Source organism: Streptomyces toxytricini, from assembly GCF_014649915.1.
GTDB classification, from domain to species: domain Bacteria; phylum Actinomycetota; class Actinomycetes; order Streptomycetales; family Streptomycetaceae; genus Streptomyces; species Streptomyces toxytricini.
Genome location: NZ_BMTY01000020.1, coordinates 80,068 through 95,594 on the forward strand (window position 1 = coordinate 80,068; position 15,527 = coordinate 95,594).

Below are 15,527 nucleotides of genomic sequence, written 5' to 3' on the forward strand. Positions count from 1 at the left end.
GATCCGAAGATCCTGTGGACGATACTGGGATTGAACCAGTGACCTCTTCCGTGTCAGGGAAGCGCTCTCCCGCTGAGCTAATCGTCCTTGGAGGTGGAGACGGGATTTGAACCCGTGTAGACGGCTTTGCAGGCCGTTGCCTCGCCTCTCGGCCACTCCACCTCGGAGTTGCGGGGTATCTCGGGAAGATCCCCCACTCAGAGCGGACGACGAGACTCGAACTCGCGACATCCACCTTGGCAAGGTGGTGCTCTACCAACTGAGCTACGTCCGCACCGTCACCCTGTTCGCTCCGGGGTTTTCCCCCTTCGCTCCCTGGCGACGTGTTGAACTCTAGCGGATTCCCCGGCCAGCTCAAAAACGCGTTTCCGCAGCGTGCTGCCGCGCGATCACCACCGGTCACCCACCGGTCACCTCCCCGGCGCCTTTCGGCCACCGGCCATAGACTCGCAGCCGTGCACGACCTGCCTCCCCTGGCCCGCTTCGGCGGCCTCCTCGCGACCGACCTCCGCGACGTCACCAGCGACCCGGCGGCCCTGGACTCCTCGGGCTTCTGGGCGGTGGCCGCCGACTTCGAGGGGCGCCTGGTCTGCGCGCGCTTCGGCGACATACGCCCCGACCCCGTCCCGGAGCCCGTCCCCGGCGCCTGGCGCGGCCCCGCCGCCGACCGGTGGTCCTCCTCCCTGGACCGCGCCGCCTACACGGCGGGCGTCCGCCGCATCCGCGAGCACATCGCCGCCGGCGAGGTCTACCAGGCCAACCTGTGCCGCGTGATGTCCGCGCCCCTGCCCGACCCGGAGCGCGCCGACGTCGACGCCCTGACCGCGCTGCTGGCCCGCGGCAACCCGGCCCCCTATGCAGGAACGATCCGCCTCCCGGCGCACGGCGTCGAGATCGCCACCGCCTCCCCGGAGCTCTACCTGCGCCGCTCCGGCCGCCACGTCGAGTCCGGCCCCATCAAGGGCACCGGCCGCACCGCCGCCGACCTCCTGCCCAAGGACCACGCCGAGAACGTGATGATCGTGGACCTGGTCCGCAACGACCTCGGCCGCGTCTGCGCCACCGGATCCGTCGCCGTACCCGAACTGTGCGCCGTCGAGGAGCACCCCGGCCTCGTCCACCTCGTCTCCACCGTCAGCGGGGAACTCGCCGAAGGCGCCGGCTGGCCCGAGCTGCTCGCCGCGACCTTCCCGCCCGGCTCCGTCACCGGCGCCCCCAAGTCCTCCGCCCTGCGGATCATCGAGGCCCTGGAGACAGCCCCGCGCGGCCCCTACTGCGGCGGCATCGGGTGGGTCGACGCCGACCGCGGCCTCGCCGAGCTCGCCGTCGGCATCCGGACCTTCTGGATCGACCGCCAGGCCCCCGGCGGCGCCCGCCTGCTCTTCGGCACCGGCGCCGGCATCACCTGGGGATCAGACCCGGAGCGCGAATGGGCCGAGACCGAGCTGAAGGCCGCCCGCCTGCTGGAGGTAGCGTCGGGCTCCCGGGCGGTGACAGGTGCCCCCGGGTGAGCGGAGGGATCGTACGGTGAGGATCTGGCTCGACGGCGCACTGCGGGACGCCGACCACGCGCACGTGTCCGTGTTCGACCACGGCCTGACGGTCGGCGACGGCGTGTTCGAGACGGTGAAGGCGGAGCACGGGCAGGCCTTCGCGCTCACCCGCCACCTGGAGCGGCTCGCCCGCTCCGCCCGCGGCCTCGGACTGCCCGAGCCCGACCTGGACGAGGTGCGCCGCGCCTGCACGGCAGTCCTCGACGACAACCCCGTACCGCTGGGCCGCCTGCGCATCACCTACACCGGCGGCATCTCCCCCCTCGGCTCCGACCGCGGCGACAGCGGCCCCACGCTCCTCGTCGCCCTCGGCGCCACCACCCGGCGGCCCGACACCACCGCCGTGATCACCGTGCCGTGGGTGCGCAACGAGCGCTCCGCCGTGGCCGGCCTCAAGACCACCTCGTACGCCGAGAACGTCGTCGCCCTCGCCGCCGCGAACAAGGCCGGCGCCTCCGAGGCCCTCTTCGCCAACACCGTCGGCCAGCTGTGCGAGGGCACCGGCTCCAACGTGTTCGTCGTCCTCGACGGCGAGCTGTACACCCCGCCCGTCTCCTCCGGCTGCCTCGCCGGCATCACCCGCGCCCTCGTCGTCGAATGGGTGGGCGCCAAGGAGGCCGACCTGCCCTTCGCCGCCCTGGAGCGGGCCGAGGAGGTCTTCCTCACCTCCACCCTCCGCGACGTCCAAGCCGTCCACCGCATCGACGGCCGCACCACCCCGGCCGCCCCGGGACCGGTCACGGCCCGCGCCGCGCGGATCTTCGAGGAGCGTGCCGCAGACGACCTCGACCCGTAGGCCGCTGCCGTCACGCGGGGCGCCCGCACCGGAAATCGCTGTCGTACGGGGGCCGGTGGCGGGTACACATCCCTGATGACCACCACGCTGCGGCCGAGCGGGCCGCTCCAGGAGGGCGCCGCCGGCGCCCGCTCGCGCCCGTACGAGATCCGGGTCAACAGCCGGCGCGTCGGCGCCCTGCTCCTCGCCTGCGACAGCGCCTTCGGGCCGGCCGTCGGTGAGATCCGCGACCTCGCCGTCGACGAGCCCGACCGGCGGCGCGGGCGCGCCACCGTCGGCGCGCTCGCCGCCGAGGAGGTCCTGCGCGGCTGGGGCTGCCGGCGCGTCCAGGCGTCCGTGCCCGCCGACTCCCCGGGCGGCCTGCGCATGGCCGCCTCCCTCGGCTACACCGAGTACAGCCGCGCCATGTCCAAGGAGCTCCCCGCCGCCCCGCCCGCCCTGCCCGACGGGACCACGGGCCGGCCGATGACCGCACAGGAGTACGCGCGGTGGCTGCCCGCCGCCGTCGACGGCTACGCCGAGGACATGGCGGGCCGTGGCATGCCCGCCGCCGCGGCACGGCGGAAGGCGGAGGACGACCACCACCGCCAGTTGCCGCAGGGACCCGACACGCCCGGCAACGACCTCCTCGTCCTGGAGGCCGCCGGAGAAGCGGTCGGGCACATCTGGATCGGGCCCTCCGCAGCCGGCGCGTACGTCTACGACGTCGCGGTCGCCGAGGCGCACCGGGGGCGCGGGCACGGCCGCTCCCTGATGCTCCTCGCCGAACGGGCCGCGCTCGCCCGCGGCCACCGCGCGCTCGGCCTCCAGGTCTTCGCCGGGAACACGCCCGCCCTGCGGCTCTACGAGTCGCTGGGCTACCGCACGCTCCGGTTCACCTACGGCAAGGACCTGCTCTGACCCGCCGGACCGGCCGCGGCTACGCCCGGCCGGCCAGCAGCCGGTCCGCGATCTCCTCGATGCGGGCGCGCAGCCCCTCCTGGCTCTTGCCGCCGTCGAGGCGCTCGCCGCCGATCACGTACGTCGGGGTGCCGGACACCCCGATCGCCTTCCCCTCGGCCTGGTCGGCGTCCACGATCAGGATGTGCCGGCCGTCGATCAGGGCCGTGTCGAACTCCTCGACGTCCAGGCCGAGTTCACGCGCCACGTCCAGCAGGACCGCCTCGCCGCGCTCGCCGAGCTCGGCGGTGCGGGCCAGCACGGCCTCCGCGTACGCCCAGCCCTGCCCCTGCACGGCCGCCTCCTCGGCGGCCTGCGCAGCGGCGAAGGCGTGCTTGTGCTTCTCCAGGGGGAAGTGGCGCAGCCGGATGTCCAGCCGGTCGCCGTAGCGGGCGCGCAGGGCCCGTACGTCGTCCAGGGCGCTGTGGCAGTCCGGGCACTGGAGTTCGCACCAGACGTCGAGGATCACGGAATCGGTCATGCCCCCAGTCTCCCAGCCGCCCGGCCGCTGCCGGGCCGCGCACCCCCTGCGGAGGAGGCCGACCCGGAGATGTCCCCGAGATCGGCGCCGGAGCCCCGGGGGGCGTGGCCGGGCCGGCGTCCGGCGGTGCAGGATGGAGGGAGCGGGGAACGAAGAGGGCCCCGACGGCCGCCCTGGAGGACCGCATGCTCGCCGAGACCGTATGTTCCGCGCTGGCCGCGGCAGGCCTGGGCATCGCCGCGGTGACCGCGTTCCGCAGGCGCTACCTCACGGCCACCCGGATCGCCGCGTACGCCCTGGTGCCGGCGGGCCTGGTGCTGACGGGCGTCGTCGAGTGGGCGGCCGGGATCGTCTTCCAGCCCGCCGTGTGGGTCGGCTTCGGCCTGCTGGGCCTGTCCTGGCTCCTGCTGGCCGCCACCCGGGCCGTCGAGCGGCGCGGCGCGGGCAGGGCCCGCAAGGCCGCCGAGGCCTCGGGCCCGCAGGCCGTCGCCCCCTCCGCCGCCGCGCCCCAGGTCGGCCGGGGGAGCCGTCCGCAGCCCGCACCGGGCCGTGCGGCCGCTCCCGAGGAGGACTTCTCCGACATCGAGGCCATCCTGAAGAAGCACGGCATCTGAGCGGCGCCGCGGGCGCGCGCCCGCGCCCGCGCCGTGACGAGAAGGGGTGAACGCGGCCGCCGCACGGGCGTGTTGGGGCCGGCCCGGGGGCGCCGTGGGCCATCATCGCCCCGACATGCCGGACACATCGCACAGGGCGCCGGCGGCACCGGCCCGGACGCCCGCCACGGTCCCCGCTCCCGCCGCCGAGGAGCAGCGCGGCTGCCTCTTCGCGCTCTCCCAGCCCCCGCTGATGATCTTCTTAGGGGTGGTCGGCACCCTGCTGCTGCTGGCCGGCGTGCACGACCTGTTCCTGCTCTGAGTGGTCCGCCGGCCCCGCGTCGGCCTCCTTGCGCCGCGCCCGGTACGCCGCCACGTGCAGCCGGTTCCCGCAGGTGCGGCTGTCACAGTAGCGCCGGGAGCGGTTGCGCGAGAGGTCCACGAAGGCCCGCCGGCAGTCCGGGGCCTCGCAGCGGCGCAGCCGCTCCTGCTCGCCGGCGACCACGATGAACGCGAGCGCCATGCCGCCGTCGGCGGCCAGGTGGTCGCCGAGGGAGGCGCCGGGGGCGAAGTAGTGCACGTGCCAGTCGTAGCCGTCGTGGTCGGTGAGCTGGGGCGTGGTCCCCGCCGTCGCCACCAGCTCGTTGATCAGCGAGGCCGCGACCCGGGCGGTGGGCGCCGCGAAGACCTGCGCGAACTTGCCCCGGACCGTCCGCACGCCGGCCAGGTCCCGCGCGCCGAGCTCGCCGACGTCGCTGATGTCGTACTCCCGGACGAAGGCGCGCAGCGAGCCCAGGTCCGCGAGGCCGTCGGGCTGGTCCGCCTCGGCGGCCGTGTTCACCAGAGCGACGACGACGTCGAGCGCTCGACGGGTGTCGTGGGGAATCTGCACGGAAGTCGCTCCCTGTGGCCGGGCCTGCGGCGACGGGCCGGTGTCGCCGCCGGGGGCCGACTCTAGCCGCCCGGGGCCCCGGCCGGGAGGTGTCTCTTGTGCGAACAAGCACACCGGCGCCGCCCCCGCGGACGGCCTCCGCGGGAACAGCGCCGGCACTGCCGTATGTGGTTCTCCAGCCGGCCCGCACCGTCGCCCCGAGTCGGACGGTGCCGGGCGGCCCCGGCGTCAGCCGGGAGGTTCTTCCCCGGGGGGCCGGCTCAGCTCTCGGCCAGGATGTGTGAGAGCTCCTTGTCGAGGTCGAAGTGCCGGTGCTCGGTCCCGGGCGGGACCGCGGCGTCAGTCCGCTTGAGGAATGACTCGAGTGCCCGGGCGGGCGCCTCGAGCAAAGCTTCTCCCTCCGGTGAGCTCAGGGCGATGCAGACGACGCCCTGACCGTGGCTGCGGGACGGCCAGACACGGACGTCCCCGGTTCCGGTGGGCCGGTGCAGGCCCTCCGCGAGCAGGTCGCGGGCGAACACCCACTCGACCGTCTCCTCGGCGCCGGTGTGGAAGGTGGCGTGCACGGCGTAGGGGTCGGCCGTGTCATACCGCAGGCCCGCGGGAACAGGCAGTGAGGACTCGCTCGACACAACGAGGCGCAGGTGCAGCTCGCAGCTGACCGTGGTGTTCATAAGCGCCAGGGCCTTTCGCTCAGTGTGCGCTCGGGGATTCGCACGTCGGCGAAATCGACATGCCACCTACGGTGCCGTTGTAAACCCCTCTGACCGTTTTGCGGCTCTCTGGGTCCCTCGAACGGCGGATCCAAACCTCCATTCACGTGTGCTTCCGGCTCCGGTAGATTCGAGCCCATGAACACGGGGAGTGACCGCGAGGCCGGGGCGTCCAACGCCGAGGAGACCGCCGGGCACGCCGTCGGCGGTACCGCCGACGGCAGCACCGGAGAGACCGAACAGGAAGCGCCGCACGTTTCGAAGGCGCCGGAATTCATCAAGAGGCGCCGCACCCTGCACCTGAGCTGGCAGGTCGGCGTCTTCATCGTCGGCCTCGCCGTGATCGGGGCAGGCGCGGCGATGCTCGTCCTGCCCGGCCCCGGGTGGGTCGCGATCTTCGCCGGCCTGGCGATCTGGGCGACCGAGTTCGCCTGGGCGCACCTCGTCCTGCGCTGGACCAAGCGCAAGGTCACCGAGGCCGCCCAGAGGGCCCTCGACCCGAAGGTCCGCCGCCGCAACCTGATCCTGACCGGCACGGGGCTCGTGATCGCGGGCGCGCTGATCGGCTTCTACCTGTGGAAGTACGGGTTCACCCTGCCCTGGAACCTGAAGGACCAGTGATGGTCGGGAGCGCCGCTGACATGCGGTAATGTTTGCGGTGTGCCCGGGCGATTAGCTCAGTGGGAGAGCGCTTCGTTCACACCGAAGAGGTCACTGGTTCGAACCCAGTATCGCCCACCCGGACCGAGGGCCCGGAGACGTCGACCGTCTCCGGGCCCTCGGCGTTTCCGCCGGGGCCGGGCCCCTCAGTGAAGCCGGCCCAGCGCCTCCCTCAGGCGCCGCGCGTCGCGCAGCCGCTTCTCGTACGTCGCCCCGACCGCGAGGAGCAGCAGCCCCGCCAGCGCCGGGAGCACCCAGCGCGGCAGCAGCCCGGCCACCTGCACCACGTACGGGGCCAGCTCGTGCACCGCGACGGCCGCCAGGCAGGCCCCGCCCAGCAGCAGCGGTGCCTGGAGCCGCCGGCGGGCGCCCGCCAGGGTCACCGCCAGGGCCCCCGCGCCGAGCAGCAGCGGCCGCAGCCAGTGCGCGTCCCCCCAGGCCGCCACCAGGCTCGGCAGCAGCGTCGCGGCCAGGCCCGGGCCGTACGCCGTCCAGGAGGAGGCCAGCGGGTCCCGGCGGCGGCGCAGGAAGCCCACCGCGAGCGCGGCCGCCGTCACCGGCAGCGTGTACGCCTCCACCGCCGTCACCCCGGACTCCCACAGCCGCAGCCAGGCCGCGGCCACGCCGAGCACCGCCGCGGCCCAGCCGAGCCGGCGCCGCTCGGGCCGCACCGCGGCGCCCGCGCAGACGACCCCGGCCAGTGCGCACGCCGCCGACCACACTCCGGGCCGGCCGGCCGGGAGCAGCACCGCCACCACGCCGACCGCCGCGGCCGCCGCCTCGGCGGGCACCCGTACGCGGCCCAGGCGCGGGCCCGCGGCCGCCGCCGCGGCCGGCACCGCGAGCAGCGGCAGCGACCAGCGGGGCGCCGGCAGCCCGGCCAGCGCGGCGGCCGCCGCCACCAGGCCCGCGGCCGCGCCCACCGCGAGCACCGCCCCGCCCGCCCGCACGGCCGCCGCAGCGGTACGCCGGGCCGCCACGGCCGCGCTGCCCGCGCCGACGGCGCCCAGGACCGTGAAGGTCGCCGCGCGCCCGTCCAGGGCCGCCAGGGACACGGCCACCGCACCGGCCGCCGCGCACAGCGCCGCCGCGGCCCGCGCCGGGCCGTCCGCCGAGGCCGCCGCCGGGCGCACCGCGAGGAGCGCGGCCACCGCCGTCACCCCCAGCTGGACGCCGAGCACCGCCGCGACCGGCAGCCCGTACCCCAGCGGCGCCGCGAACAGCGCGGCCCAGGCGCACACCACCGCGACCGCGCCCGCGGCGGCCGGCCCGGCCGCCGGGGCGACCGGCGGGGCGACCGGCGGGGGCCCCGCGGGCATCGGACCGGCCGCGGGGCCGGCCGGCCGCGGGGCCGGCCAGTGGGACGGCACCCGCCCCGCCCACCACGCCGCGCCCGCCGCCAGCAGCAGGGCCACCACGGCCGCGGCACCGGGCCCGTGCACATCGGCAGGGGCCGTCACCGCCCACGCGTCGCGCACCACCGAGAGCCGCCCGGCGACGGCCCGGCCGGCCGCCGCCAGCCCCCACAGCGCGACCAGGGCGGCCACCGCGGCCCCCGCCGCGCCCAGACCGCGCCGCACCGCCTCCGGGACGCCGCCGGCCGCGGCCGCCCCCAGCAGCGGCAGCGCCGCCGCCAGCACCGCGACCGCCGCCCAGCCTCCGGACGCCTCCGGCAGCACCGGCCCGGCGAGCGCCGCCACCGCCGCCAGGCCACCCGCCGACGCCGATACCGCGGCCGACGGGAAGCGCCAGGCCACCGCCACACCCAGCACCGCGCACCCCGCCGCCAGCAGCGCCGGGGACGCCGCCACCCCCGCGCTCCCCGCCGCGGCCAGCCGCACCACCGCCGCCGACAGCGCGCCCGCCCACAGCAGCCCCGCCGGCACCCACACCGCCGCGGCCGTCCACGCGGCCCGCGCCCGCAGCCACCCCGCGCCCGCCGGGACCGCCGCGAGCGCACCGTCCAGCGCCGCCGTCGCCAGCAGCGCCCACCCGAACCCCACCGGGCCCGCATCCGCCGCCAGCGCCGCCAGCGGCAGCGGCAGCTGCACCGCGAGCACCGCGGCCGGAGCGGGCACGGCCAGCCGGGGCAGCACCGCACCGTACGCCGCCCACAGTGCGGCCAGCGCCGCCGCGGCCCCCGCCGCGTACGCCGCCCCGTCCGCGCCCGCGAGCGCGACCGCGTAAAGCGCGTACGCGTCCAGCACCGTCAGCAGCAGCCCCAGCGCCGCCACCGACTCGGCCGTCGACCGCAGCCCGCGCCGCACCAGCAGCGCCGGCGCGGCCAGCGCCCCCGCCGTCACCGCGGCCAGGACGGCCGCCCGCCCGCCGATGCCCAGAGAGCCCCAGCTGACCAGCGTGAACGCCAGCGCCGCCACCGCCAGCAGCACCGCACCCAGCGTCAGCAGCACGTTCTGCGCACTCGGAGCCGATGCCTCGGGGCCCCGCCCCGCCCCCGGCGCCGCGGCCGCCCCGGCACCCCATCCGGCCGGGGCCGTCCACCCGGCCGGCGCCGCCGACCGCAGCAGCCACTCCCGGCGGGCCAGCAGGTAGCCGCGGCGCGCATCCAGCTGCGCCAGCTCGCGGTCGATGAGCGCCAGCTCCTGGGCCGGCGGGAGGGGTGTTTCCATGCTCCGCAGTGTGGCGCCCGCCACCGCCCGGGAACATGGGGGCCCCTACTCAGATCCGTCCTGAGTACCGACACTGGTCGCATGGGCCCCCGCCGCACCCCCTGCGCAGACCGCAGCCCCGACCCCCGCCGCCGACCGTCGGTACACCGGTTCCGCTTCCGCACCGCCTGGGACTTCGACGCCCCGCCCGACCGCGTGTACGCCGTCCTCGCACACGCCGAGGACTACCCCCGCTGGTGGCCCCAGGTCCGCCGGGCCGAACGCACCGGCGGGCACACCGGCACCGCGTACATCCGCGCCGCCCTGCCGTACACGCTCCGCGTCACCACCGCCGAACTCCTGAGCGACCCCCGCGGCGGCATCCTCGAAGCGGCCCTCGGCGGCGACATGGAGGGCTGGGCCCGCTGGACCGTCCGCCCCCGCCGCGGCCCCGGCGGCACCACCGGGACGCGGGCCCTGTACGAGCAGGAGGTCGAGGTCCGCCGCCCGCTGCTGCGCCGGCTCTCCGCCCCCGCCCGGCCCCTGCTGCACCTCAACCACGCGCTGATGATGCGCTCCGGACGGCGCGGTCTCGCGCGCCTCCTGGCGGGCCCGCCCGAAGCGGTTTGAACCCGGGCCCGTGCCTCTTGTATTGTTCAGTGCGTTCCCGGGCGATTAGCTCAGCGGGAGAGCACTTCGTTCACACCGAAGGGGTCACTGGTTCGATCCCAGTATCGCCCACCGCCGGGACAGGCCGGTCCGTCAGACGACGGACCGGCCTTCCGCATTCCCGGCCCCCGCGCGCAGCCACCGCCCCCGCCGCGCACGGCGCTTCACGCCGCCGTCGACACCTCCGGCCGCAGCGGCCAGTGCGGGTCCACCGCCTCCGGCGTCCCCTGCCGCGCGAACCACGCCTGCAGCCCGCGCGCCTGCGCCGCGAACCACACCGCCTGGAGCGTGTGCAGCTCCGCCGGACTCAGCCGCTCCAGCCGGGCCGCGAACCGCCGGCCCACCGCCCGCACCACCTCCAGCGACGCCAGCGCGTCCGCCCCCGCGTCGTGCGCCCCCTCCAGCTCTATCCCGTAGTGCGCACACAGGTCCGCCAGCGTCCGCCGCCCCTTGCGGTACCGGTCCAGGTGCTTGTCCAGCACCCGCGGGTCCAGCACCGTCAGCGGCCGGTTGTCCAGGTACCGCGCCAGCGACGACGCCCGGTGCCGGCGCAACTCCCGGTCCAGCAGCGTCAGGTCGAACGGCGCGTTCATCACCACCACCGGCCGGCCCGCCACCTGCTGTTCCGCCAGCGCCCTCGCTATCTCCTCCATCACCGGCGCCGGCCACCGCCCGTGGTGCTGGAGGTGCTCGTCCGTCAGACCGTGCACCTCCGTCGCCTCCCGCGGCACCGGGATGCCGGGATTGACCAGCCAGCGGGTCTGGCGGACCCGGCCGCCCGCACACTCCTGCACGACGAGAGCGGCGGACACGATCCGGTCCCGCTCCACGTCCACCCCGGTCGTCTCCGTGTCGAATGCGGCCAGCGGCCCCTCGTACCAGCGCGTCATGGCGAACTCCTCGTTCCCGATCGGCGGATGGGGCGCACCGCGCCGCCGCCCCCCTCGCCCGATTCCGTGATACCCGGCCCGTTTGCGCCGTACGCCGTTTGCGACCGGTCCGGTACGGAGACAACTTCCCCGGGGGGACGCACACATGAACGGCCGTCACCCCGACCGCAACCACCCGGCATTGCCCGCGAGGCAGGGGGAGCCGGCCATGGCACTCACCCGACCCGAACCGGGCGGGGTGCTGCCGGGGCAGACCGGCGCGCAGGACGGCGCGCGCCCGGCCCCGCTGCGCGGCACGCTCGCCACCACCGCCTGCATGGAGACCCTCCAGGTGGGATACCTGCACGCCGTCGCGGCGGCCGCCGGCTGCTCGCTCTCCCAGCCGTTCCCCGACAACGGCATCGACTGGCAGGTCAACCACGGCGCACCCGAGCACACCGTCGACGACGAAGTCACCATCAAGGTCCAGCTGAAGGCCACCTACCAGGTCGCGCCCGCACCGCCCGGGCCCACGTTCGGCTTCACCCTCGACAACGAACACCTCGTCAAACTCGCCCGCACCCCCGTCGCCGTCCACAAGATCCTCGTCGTCATGCTCGTCCCGCGGGAGCGCGACCAGTGGCTCGCCGCCGGGCACGACCGGCTCGACCTGCGCCACTGCTGCTACTGGACCAACCTCGCCGGGCACCCCGTGACCGGCCGCCGGCGCACCACCGTCCGGATCCCCACCACGCGGATCTTCGACGACCGGGCCCTGTGCGAGATCATGACCCGGGTCGGGTCGGGAGGGACACCCTGATGCACCGCAACCCGCCGGACCGCGACCGCCGCCAACCGCCGCCGCTGCCGGCGGCGCCGCCCGCGTACGCCGCCCACCCGGCCCGCCCCGGCCTCCCCGGGCACGGCGACCCCGCGGACCCGGCGGCGCCCGACCCCGCCCGCGTCGACCCCGCCGTCCTCGGCGCCCTGCTGCGCCGGCACGGCTGGCAGCGGCGCGGCGGCGCCGCCGGACGCTTCGGCCGCTGGACCCCGCCCGCAGCCGGCCCGGGCAACGCCCCGGCCAGCATCCTCGTCCCGGAGAGCCGCGCCTTCCCCGACTGCACCGACCTCCTCGAAGAGGCCCTCGCCGCGCTCGCCCGCAGCGCCCTGCCCGCCGCCCGCGAGGTGCTGTACGGCCTCGGCGTGCCCAGCGACGAGGTCCGCTGGGAACGCCGCGTCCCCCAAGGGCCGGCAGCGGCGTACGGGCTTCCGGGCGAGGCCGCCTGGAACGTGCAGGAGCAGCTCCGCTCGGCCGCCCGCCGGCTCCTCCTCGCCGGAGCCCTCGCCGACCGGGCCCGCGTCGGCTACCACGGGGCCCGGCACCGCGCCCGCGCCGAACGCGCCCTCGACGGGGTCCTCGTCGGCCCGGCCCCCGCCGGGCGGGCGCTGACCGCGTACGTGCCCGTCGCCGGCGGCCGCGGCACGGTCGCCCGCCTGCACCACGCCCTGCACGCCGCCCGGGAGGCCGTCGACTACCGGCGCGCCACCGGCCGCATGGAGGCCTTCGACGCCGCGGTCCCCGCCGGCGTCAGCCGGGAGCTCGCCGACGCGCTCATCGCCCTCGTCCGCGGCTCCGAAGGGGCCCGGATCGCGCTGGCCTGGGCGCCGGCCGCCGGGCCGCCCCCCGGGTGCGCGGCCCGCCCGGAGCCCGTCGAGTTCTCCCCCGGGGACCTGCCCGCGCTCCGCGAGGCCGCGGCCCGCTACACCCGGGCCGAGCCGGCCGTCCCCGTACGGCTCTCCGGCACGGTCGTCCGGATGCGCAGATCGGCCCCCGGCGGCGGGGGCACCGTACGGCTGCGGGTGCTGTCCGGCGCGGAGATCGCGTACGCCCGCGTCGCCCTGGACGAGGACGCCTACCGGGTGGCCGGCCGCGCCCACCTCGCCGGCGTCCCGATCCGGCTCGCCGGCCGCCTCCAGCGGCGCGGCGGCTTCCGCCGGCTGACCGACGCCGAGGACGTGGCGCCCGTCCCCCTGGACGAGGTGCAGCGCGACCGGCTGATGAAGTCCCTGGACGACCCCTCGGGCCCGGCGGACTTCCTGCCGGGCGACGACTAGGACGCGCGCGGGGCCAGCGCGAACGAGGCCATCACCAGGCCCGGAGCGGGGGAGAAGTCCGCACCGCGGACGAAGCCCAGCCGCTCGTACAGGGCGACCGCCGGCGCGTTCGCCGCGCCCGTCGTCACCGTGACCGGCACCCGGGGCGGGACCTCGGCCAGCAGGTGGCGCAGCAGCAGCGAGGCGATGCCGAGGCGGAAGCGGGCCGGGTCGACGCACAGCCGGTCCACGCAGACCGAGCCGTCCGCCTCCCGCTCCCAGGCGACGAACCCGCCGATCTCCCCGTCCGCGCCGACGGCGCCCCGCCACTGGAGGGGCCTGGCGCGCAGGTCGGCAAGGCTCTCGTGCAGGGCGGGGATGCCGTCGAAGCCGATCAGCTCCGCCTCCACCGCGTACGCCGCCCGCCCGATCCGGTGGACGGCGGCGGCGACCTCCTCGTCGGCCAGGTCCAGCGGCCGCACCGGCCATGTCGTATTCATGGGCACACGCTATCGACGGCGCGGGCCGCCGGAGCAGCGGGTCGGGCACAACCGCTTCGCGGCGGACCCGCTCCGCTCGGTACGATTCACACGCGCGGCGTCCACCGCCGCACGCCTCCCCGGGCCGACCGCCGGGAGGCGCCACCAGAGTCAGGAGAGACCGTGTCAGACGTCCGTGTGATCATCCAACGCGATTCCGAGCGGGACGAGCGCGTGGTGGCCACGGGCACTACGGCCGCCGACCTCTTCGCCGACGACCGCACCGTCATCGCCGCGCGCGTCGCGGGCGAGCTGAAGGACCTCTCCTACGCCGTCCAGGACGGCGAGACCGTCGAGCCCGTGGAGATCTCCTCCCCGGACGGCCTCGACATCCTGCGCCACTCCACCGCGCACGTCATGGCCCAGGCCGTGCAGGAGCTCTTCCCCGAGGCCAAGCTGGGCATCGGCCCGCCGGTGCGGGACGGCTTCTACTACGACTTCGACGTCGCGAGGCCCTTCACCCCCGATGACCTGAAGGCCATCGAGAAGAAGATGCAGGAGATCCAGAAGCGGGGGCAGAAGTTCTCCCGCCGCGTCGTCACCGACGAGGCCGCCCGCGAGGAGCTCGCCGACGAGCCGTACAAGCTGGAGCTCATCGGCATCAAGGGCTCGGCCTCCACCGACGACGGCGCGAACGTCGAGGTGGGCGCCGGCGAGCTGACCATCTACGACAACCTCGACGCCAAGACCGGCGAGCTGTGCTGGAAGGACCTCTGCCGAGGCCCCCACCTGCCGAGCACCCGCAACATCCCGGCGTTCAAGCTGATGCGGAACGCGGCCGCCTACTGGCGCGGCAGCGAGAAGAACCCGATGCTCCAGCGCATCTACGGCACCGCCTGGCCGTCGAAGGACGAGCTGAAGGCCCACCTCGACTTCCTCGCCGAGGCCGAGAAGCGCGACCACCGCCGCCTCGGCACCGAACTGGACCTCTTCTCCATCCCGGACGAGATCGGCTCCGGGCTCGCCGTCTTCCACCCCAAGGGCGGCATCATCCGCCGGGTCATGGAGGACTACAGCCGCAAGCGGCACGAGGAGGAGGGCTACGAGTTCGTCTACTCGCCGCACGCCACCAAGGGCGCCCTCTTCGAGAAGAGCGGCCACCTCGACTGGTACGCGGAGGGCATGTACCCCCCCATGCAGCTCGACGGCGGTACCGACTACTACCTCAAGCCGATGAACTGCCCCATGCACAACCTGATCTTCGACGCCCGCGGGCGCTCCTACAGGGAACTGCCGCTGCGGCTCTTCGAGTTCGGCACCGTCTACCGGTACGAGAAGTCCGGCGTGGTCCACGGCCTGACCCGCGCCCGCGGGTTCACCCAGGACGACGCGCACATCTACTGCACCCGCGAGCAGATGGCGGAGGAGCTGGACCGCACCCTCACCTTCGTCCTGAACCTGCTCCGCGACTACGGCCTGACCGACTTCTACCTGGAGCTGTCCACCAAGGACCCGGAGAAGTTCGTCGGCTCGGACGAGGTCTGGGAGGAGGCCACGGCCACCCTCCAGCAGGTCGCCGAGAAGCAGGGCCTCCCGCTGGTCCCGGACCCGGGCGGCGCCGCCTTCTACGGCCCGAAGATCTCCGTCCAGTGCCGTGACGCCATCGGCCGCACCTGGCAGATGTCGACCGTCCAGCTCGACTTCAACCTGCCCGAGCGCTTCGACCTGGAGTACACCGCCGGAGACGGCTCCCGCCAGCGGCCGGTCATGATCCACCGTGCGCTGTTCGGCAGCATCGAGCGGTTCTTCGCCGTCCTGCTGGAGCACTACGCCGGTGCCATGCCGCCGTGGCTCGCCCCGGTCCAGGCCGTCGGCATCCCGATCGGCGACGCGCACGTGGACTACCTGAAGGACTTCGCCGGCGAGGCGAAGAAGAAGGGACTGCGGGTCGAGGTGGACGCCTCCTCCGACCGCATGCAGAAGAAGATCCGGACCTGGCAGAAGCAGAAGGTCCCGTTCATGATCATCGTCGGTGACGAGGACATGGCCGCGGGCACGGTCTCCTTCCGCTACCGCGACGGCTCGCAGGAGAACGGCATCCCCCGCGACGAGGCGCTGGCGAAGCTCGCCGACGTCGTGGAGCGCCGCGTCCAGGTGTGACCGGCTCCCCGCACCGGCGG

At 75.5% G+C, this 15,527-nt stretch carries 16 protein-coding genes and 5 tRNA genes; 12 read left to right on the forward strand and 9 right to left on the reverse strand.

What is annotated here, in order from left to right; translation table 11 throughout:
* Positions 1 to 15: 15 nt before the first annotated feature.
* The 3 genes from IE170_RS24075 to IE170_RS24085 all read right to left on the reverse strand — a co-directional run bounded on the left by IE170_RS24075 (position 16) and on the right by IE170_RS24085 (position 274).
* Positions 16 to 87: transfer RNA gene (locus IE170_RS24075), tRNA-Val, on the reverse strand.
* A gap of 1 nt (position 88) precedes the next feature.
* Positions 89 to 162 (reverse strand) — tRNA-Cys (locus IE170_RS24080).
* Between the two features lie 39 nt (positions 163 to 201).
* Positions 202 to 274 (reverse strand) — tRNA-Gly (locus IE170_RS24085).
* 181 nt (positions 275 to 455) lie between these two features.
* Here IE170_RS24085 and IE170_RS24090 point away from each other — a divergent pair.
* The 3 genes from IE170_RS24090 to IE170_RS24100 all read left to right on the forward strand — a co-directional run bounded on the left by IE170_RS24090 (position 456) and on the right by IE170_RS24100 (position 3,249).
* The gene (locus IE170_RS24090; protein ID WP_189811539.1) at positions 456 to 1,511 is read left to right on the forward strand and encodes a chorismate-binding protein; all 1,056 of its coding nucleotides are present in this window, start codon (positions 456 to 458) and stop codon (positions 1,509 to 1,511) included.
* A 16-nt stretch (positions 1,512 to 1,527) separates the two neighbouring features.
* A complete protein-coding gene (locus IE170_RS24095) occupies positions 1,528 to 2,349 on the forward strand; it encodes an aminotransferase class IV (protein ID WP_189811540.1) in 822 nt (273 codons plus the stop codon).
* 75 nt (positions 2,350 to 2,424) lie between these two features.
* Entirely contained in the window at positions 2,425 to 3,249 is an 825-nt protein-coding gene (locus IE170_RS24100; protein ID WP_189811541.1) for a GNAT family N-acetyltransferase, read from the forward strand.
* Between the two features lie 19 nt (positions 3,250 to 3,268).
* On the opposite strand, the gene IE170_RS24105 is transcribed toward IE170_RS24100, so the two are convergent.
* The gene (locus tag IE170_RS24105; RefSeq protein ID WP_189811542.1) at positions 3,269 to 3,769 is read right to left on the reverse strand and encodes a DsbA family protein; all 501 of its coding nucleotides are present in this window, start codon (positions 3,767 to 3,769) and stop codon (positions 3,269 to 3,271) included.
* Positions 3,770 to 3,954: 185 nt separating this feature from the next.
* Here IE170_RS24105 and IE170_RS24110 point away from each other — a divergent pair, with 185 nt between their 5' ends.
* Positions 3,955 to 4,383, forward strand: a complete 429-nt coding sequence (locus IE170_RS24110; protein WP_189811543.1) for a hypothetical protein — start codon at positions 3,955 to 3,957, stop codon at positions 4,381 to 4,383.
* A 115-nt stretch (positions 4,384 to 4,498) separates the two neighbouring features.
* A complete protein-coding gene (locus IE170_RS24115) occupies positions 4,499 to 4,684 on the forward strand; it encodes a hypothetical protein (protein WP_189811544.1) in 186 nt (61 codons plus the stop codon).
* Here IE170_RS24115 and IE170_RS24120 read toward each other — a convergent pair.
* Together IE170_RS24120 and IE170_RS24125 are read right to left on the reverse strand one after the other, a co-directional pair.
* Positions 4,625 to 5,254, reverse strand: coding sequence for a CGNR zinc finger domain-containing protein (locus tag IE170_RS24120; RefSeq protein WP_189811545.1), 630 nt, complete (start codon positions 5,252 to 5,254; stop codon positions 4,625 to 4,627). The two genes, IE170_RS24115 and IE170_RS24120, sit on opposite strands and share 60 nt — an antisense overlap.
* A 260-nt stretch (positions 5,255 to 5,514) precedes the next feature.
* The gene (locus IE170_RS24125; protein WP_030011909.1) at positions 5,515 to 5,928 is read right to left on the reverse strand and encodes an SsgA family sporulation/cell division regulator; all 414 of its coding nucleotides are present in this window, start codon (positions 5,926 to 5,928) and stop codon (positions 5,515 to 5,517) included.
* Positions 5,929 to 6,105: 177 nt separating this feature from the next.
* Here IE170_RS24125 and IE170_RS24130 point away from each other — a divergent pair, with 177 nt between their 5' ends.
* Positions 6,106 to 6,588: a TIGR02611 family protein gene (locus IE170_RS24130; RefSeq protein WP_189811546.1), complete on the forward strand. Its 483-nt coding sequence runs from the start codon at positions 6,106 to 6,108 to the stop codon at positions 6,586 to 6,588.
* A gap of 45 nt (positions 6,589 to 6,633) precedes the next feature.
* A tRNA-Val gene (locus IE170_RS24135) sits at positions 6,634 to 6,705 on the forward strand.
* 68 nt (positions 6,706 to 6,773) lie between these two features.
* Here IE170_RS24135 and IE170_RS24140 read toward each other — a convergent pair.
* The gene (locus tag IE170_RS24140; protein ID WP_189811547.1) at positions 6,774 to 9,257 is read right to left on the reverse strand and encodes an SCO7613 C-terminal domain-containing membrane protein; all 2,484 of its coding nucleotides are present in this window, start codon (positions 9,255 to 9,257) and stop codon (positions 6,774 to 6,776) included.
* An 81-nt stretch (positions 9,258 to 9,338) separates the two neighbouring features.
* Between IE170_RS24140 and IE170_RS24145 the strand changes: the two genes are divergently transcribed.
* Both IE170_RS24145 and IE170_RS24150 read left to right on the forward strand, forming a co-directional pair.
* The gene (locus IE170_RS24145) at positions 9,339 to 9,866 is read left to right on the forward strand and encodes an SRPBCC family protein (RefSeq protein WP_189811548.1); all 528 of its coding nucleotides are present in this window, start codon (positions 9,339 to 9,341) and stop codon (positions 9,864 to 9,866) included.
* Between the two features lie 39 nt (positions 9,867 to 9,905).
* Positions 9,906 to 9,977: transfer RNA gene (locus IE170_RS24150), tRNA-Val, on the forward strand.
* A gap of 92 nt (positions 9,978 to 10,069) precedes the next feature.
* Here IE170_RS24150 and IE170_RS24155 read toward each other — a convergent pair.
* Complete coding sequence (locus IE170_RS24155) at positions 10,070 to 10,795, reverse strand: 3'-5' exonuclease (protein ID WP_189811549.1); 726 nt, start codon at positions 10,793 to 10,795, stop codon at positions 10,070 to 10,072.
* A 208-nt stretch (positions 10,796 to 11,003) separates the two neighbouring features.
* Here IE170_RS24155 and IE170_RS24160 point away from each other — a divergent pair, with 208 nt between their 5' ends.
* Together IE170_RS24160 and IE170_RS24165 are read left to right on the forward strand one after the other, a co-directional pair.
* Entirely contained in the window at positions 11,004 to 11,594 is a 591-nt protein-coding gene (locus IE170_RS24160) for a DUF4365 domain-containing protein (RefSeq protein WP_189811550.1), read from the forward strand.
* Positions 11,594 to 12,889, forward strand: a complete 1,296-nt coding sequence (locus IE170_RS24165; protein ID WP_189811551.1) for a hypothetical protein — start codon at positions 11,594 to 11,596, stop codon at positions 12,887 to 12,889. The genes IE170_RS24160 and IE170_RS24165 overlap by 1 nt, the downstream gene beginning before the upstream one ends.
* On the opposite strand, the gene IE170_RS24170 is transcribed toward IE170_RS24165, so the two are convergent.
* The gene (locus IE170_RS24170; protein ID WP_189811552.1) at positions 12,886 to 13,368 is read right to left on the reverse strand and encodes a GNAT family N-acetyltransferase; all 483 of its coding nucleotides are present in this window, start codon (positions 13,366 to 13,368) and stop codon (positions 12,886 to 12,888) included. The two genes, IE170_RS24165 and IE170_RS24170, sit on opposite strands and share 4 nt — an antisense overlap.
* Positions 13,369 to 13,530: 162 nt before the next feature.
* Between IE170_RS24170 and thrS the strand changes: the two genes are divergently transcribed.
* A complete protein-coding gene (gene thrS / locus IE170_RS24175) occupies positions 13,531 to 15,507 on the forward strand; it encodes a threonine--tRNA ligase (RefSeq protein WP_189811553.1) in 1,977 nt (658 codons plus the stop codon).
* Positions 15,508 to 15,527: the final 20 nt, after the last annotated feature.

Excerpts from the sequence above, each read along its gene's own strand:
- IE170_RS24100 (WP_189811541.1), top strand. The coding sequence starts at position 2,425 with ATGACCACCACGCTGCGGCCGAGCGGGCCGCTCCAGGAGGGCGCCGCC.
- IE170_RS24105 (WP_189811542.1), bottom strand. The coding sequence starts at position 3,769 with ATGACCGATTCCGTGATCCTCGACGTCTGGTGCGAACTCCAGTGCCCG.
- IE170_RS24110 (WP_189811543.1), top strand. The coding sequence starts at position 3,955 with ATGCTCGCCGAGACCGTATGTTCCGCGCTGGCCGCGGCAGGCCTGGGC.
- IE170_RS24115 (WP_189811544.1), top strand. The coding sequence starts at position 4,499 with ATGCCGGACACATCGCACAGGGCGCCGGCGGCACCGGCCCGGACGCCC.
- IE170_RS24125 (WP_030011909.1), bottom strand. The coding sequence starts at position 5,928 with ATGAACACCACGGTCAGCTGCGAGCTGCACCTGCGCCTCGTTGTGTCG.
- IE170_RS24130 (WP_189811546.1), top strand. The coding sequence starts at position 6,106 with ATGAACACGGGGAGTGACCGCGAGGCCGGGGCGTCCAACGCCGAGGAG.
- IE170_RS24140 (WP_189811547.1), bottom strand. The coding sequence starts at position 9,257 with ATGGAAACACCCCTCCCGCCGGCCCAGGAGCTGGCGCTCATCGACCGC.
- IE170_RS24145 (WP_189811548.1), top strand. The coding sequence starts at position 9,339 with ATGGGCCCCCGCCGCACCCCCTGCGCAGACCGCAGCCCCGACCCCCGC.
- IE170_RS24155 (WP_189811549.1), bottom strand. The coding sequence starts at position 10,795 with ATGACGCGCTGGTACGAGGGGCCGCTGGCCGCATTCGACACGGAGACG.
- IE170_RS24160 (WP_189811550.1), top strand. The coding sequence starts at position 11,004 with ATGGCACTCACCCGACCCGAACCGGGCGGGGTGCTGCCGGGGCAGACC.
- IE170_RS24165 (WP_189811551.1), top strand. The coding sequence starts at position 11,594 with ATGCACCGCAACCCGCCGGACCGCGACCGCCGCCAACCGCCGCCGCTG.
- IE170_RS24170 (WP_189811552.1), bottom strand. The coding sequence starts at position 13,368 with ATGAATACGACATGGCCGGTGCGGCCGCTGGACCTGGCCGACGAGGAG.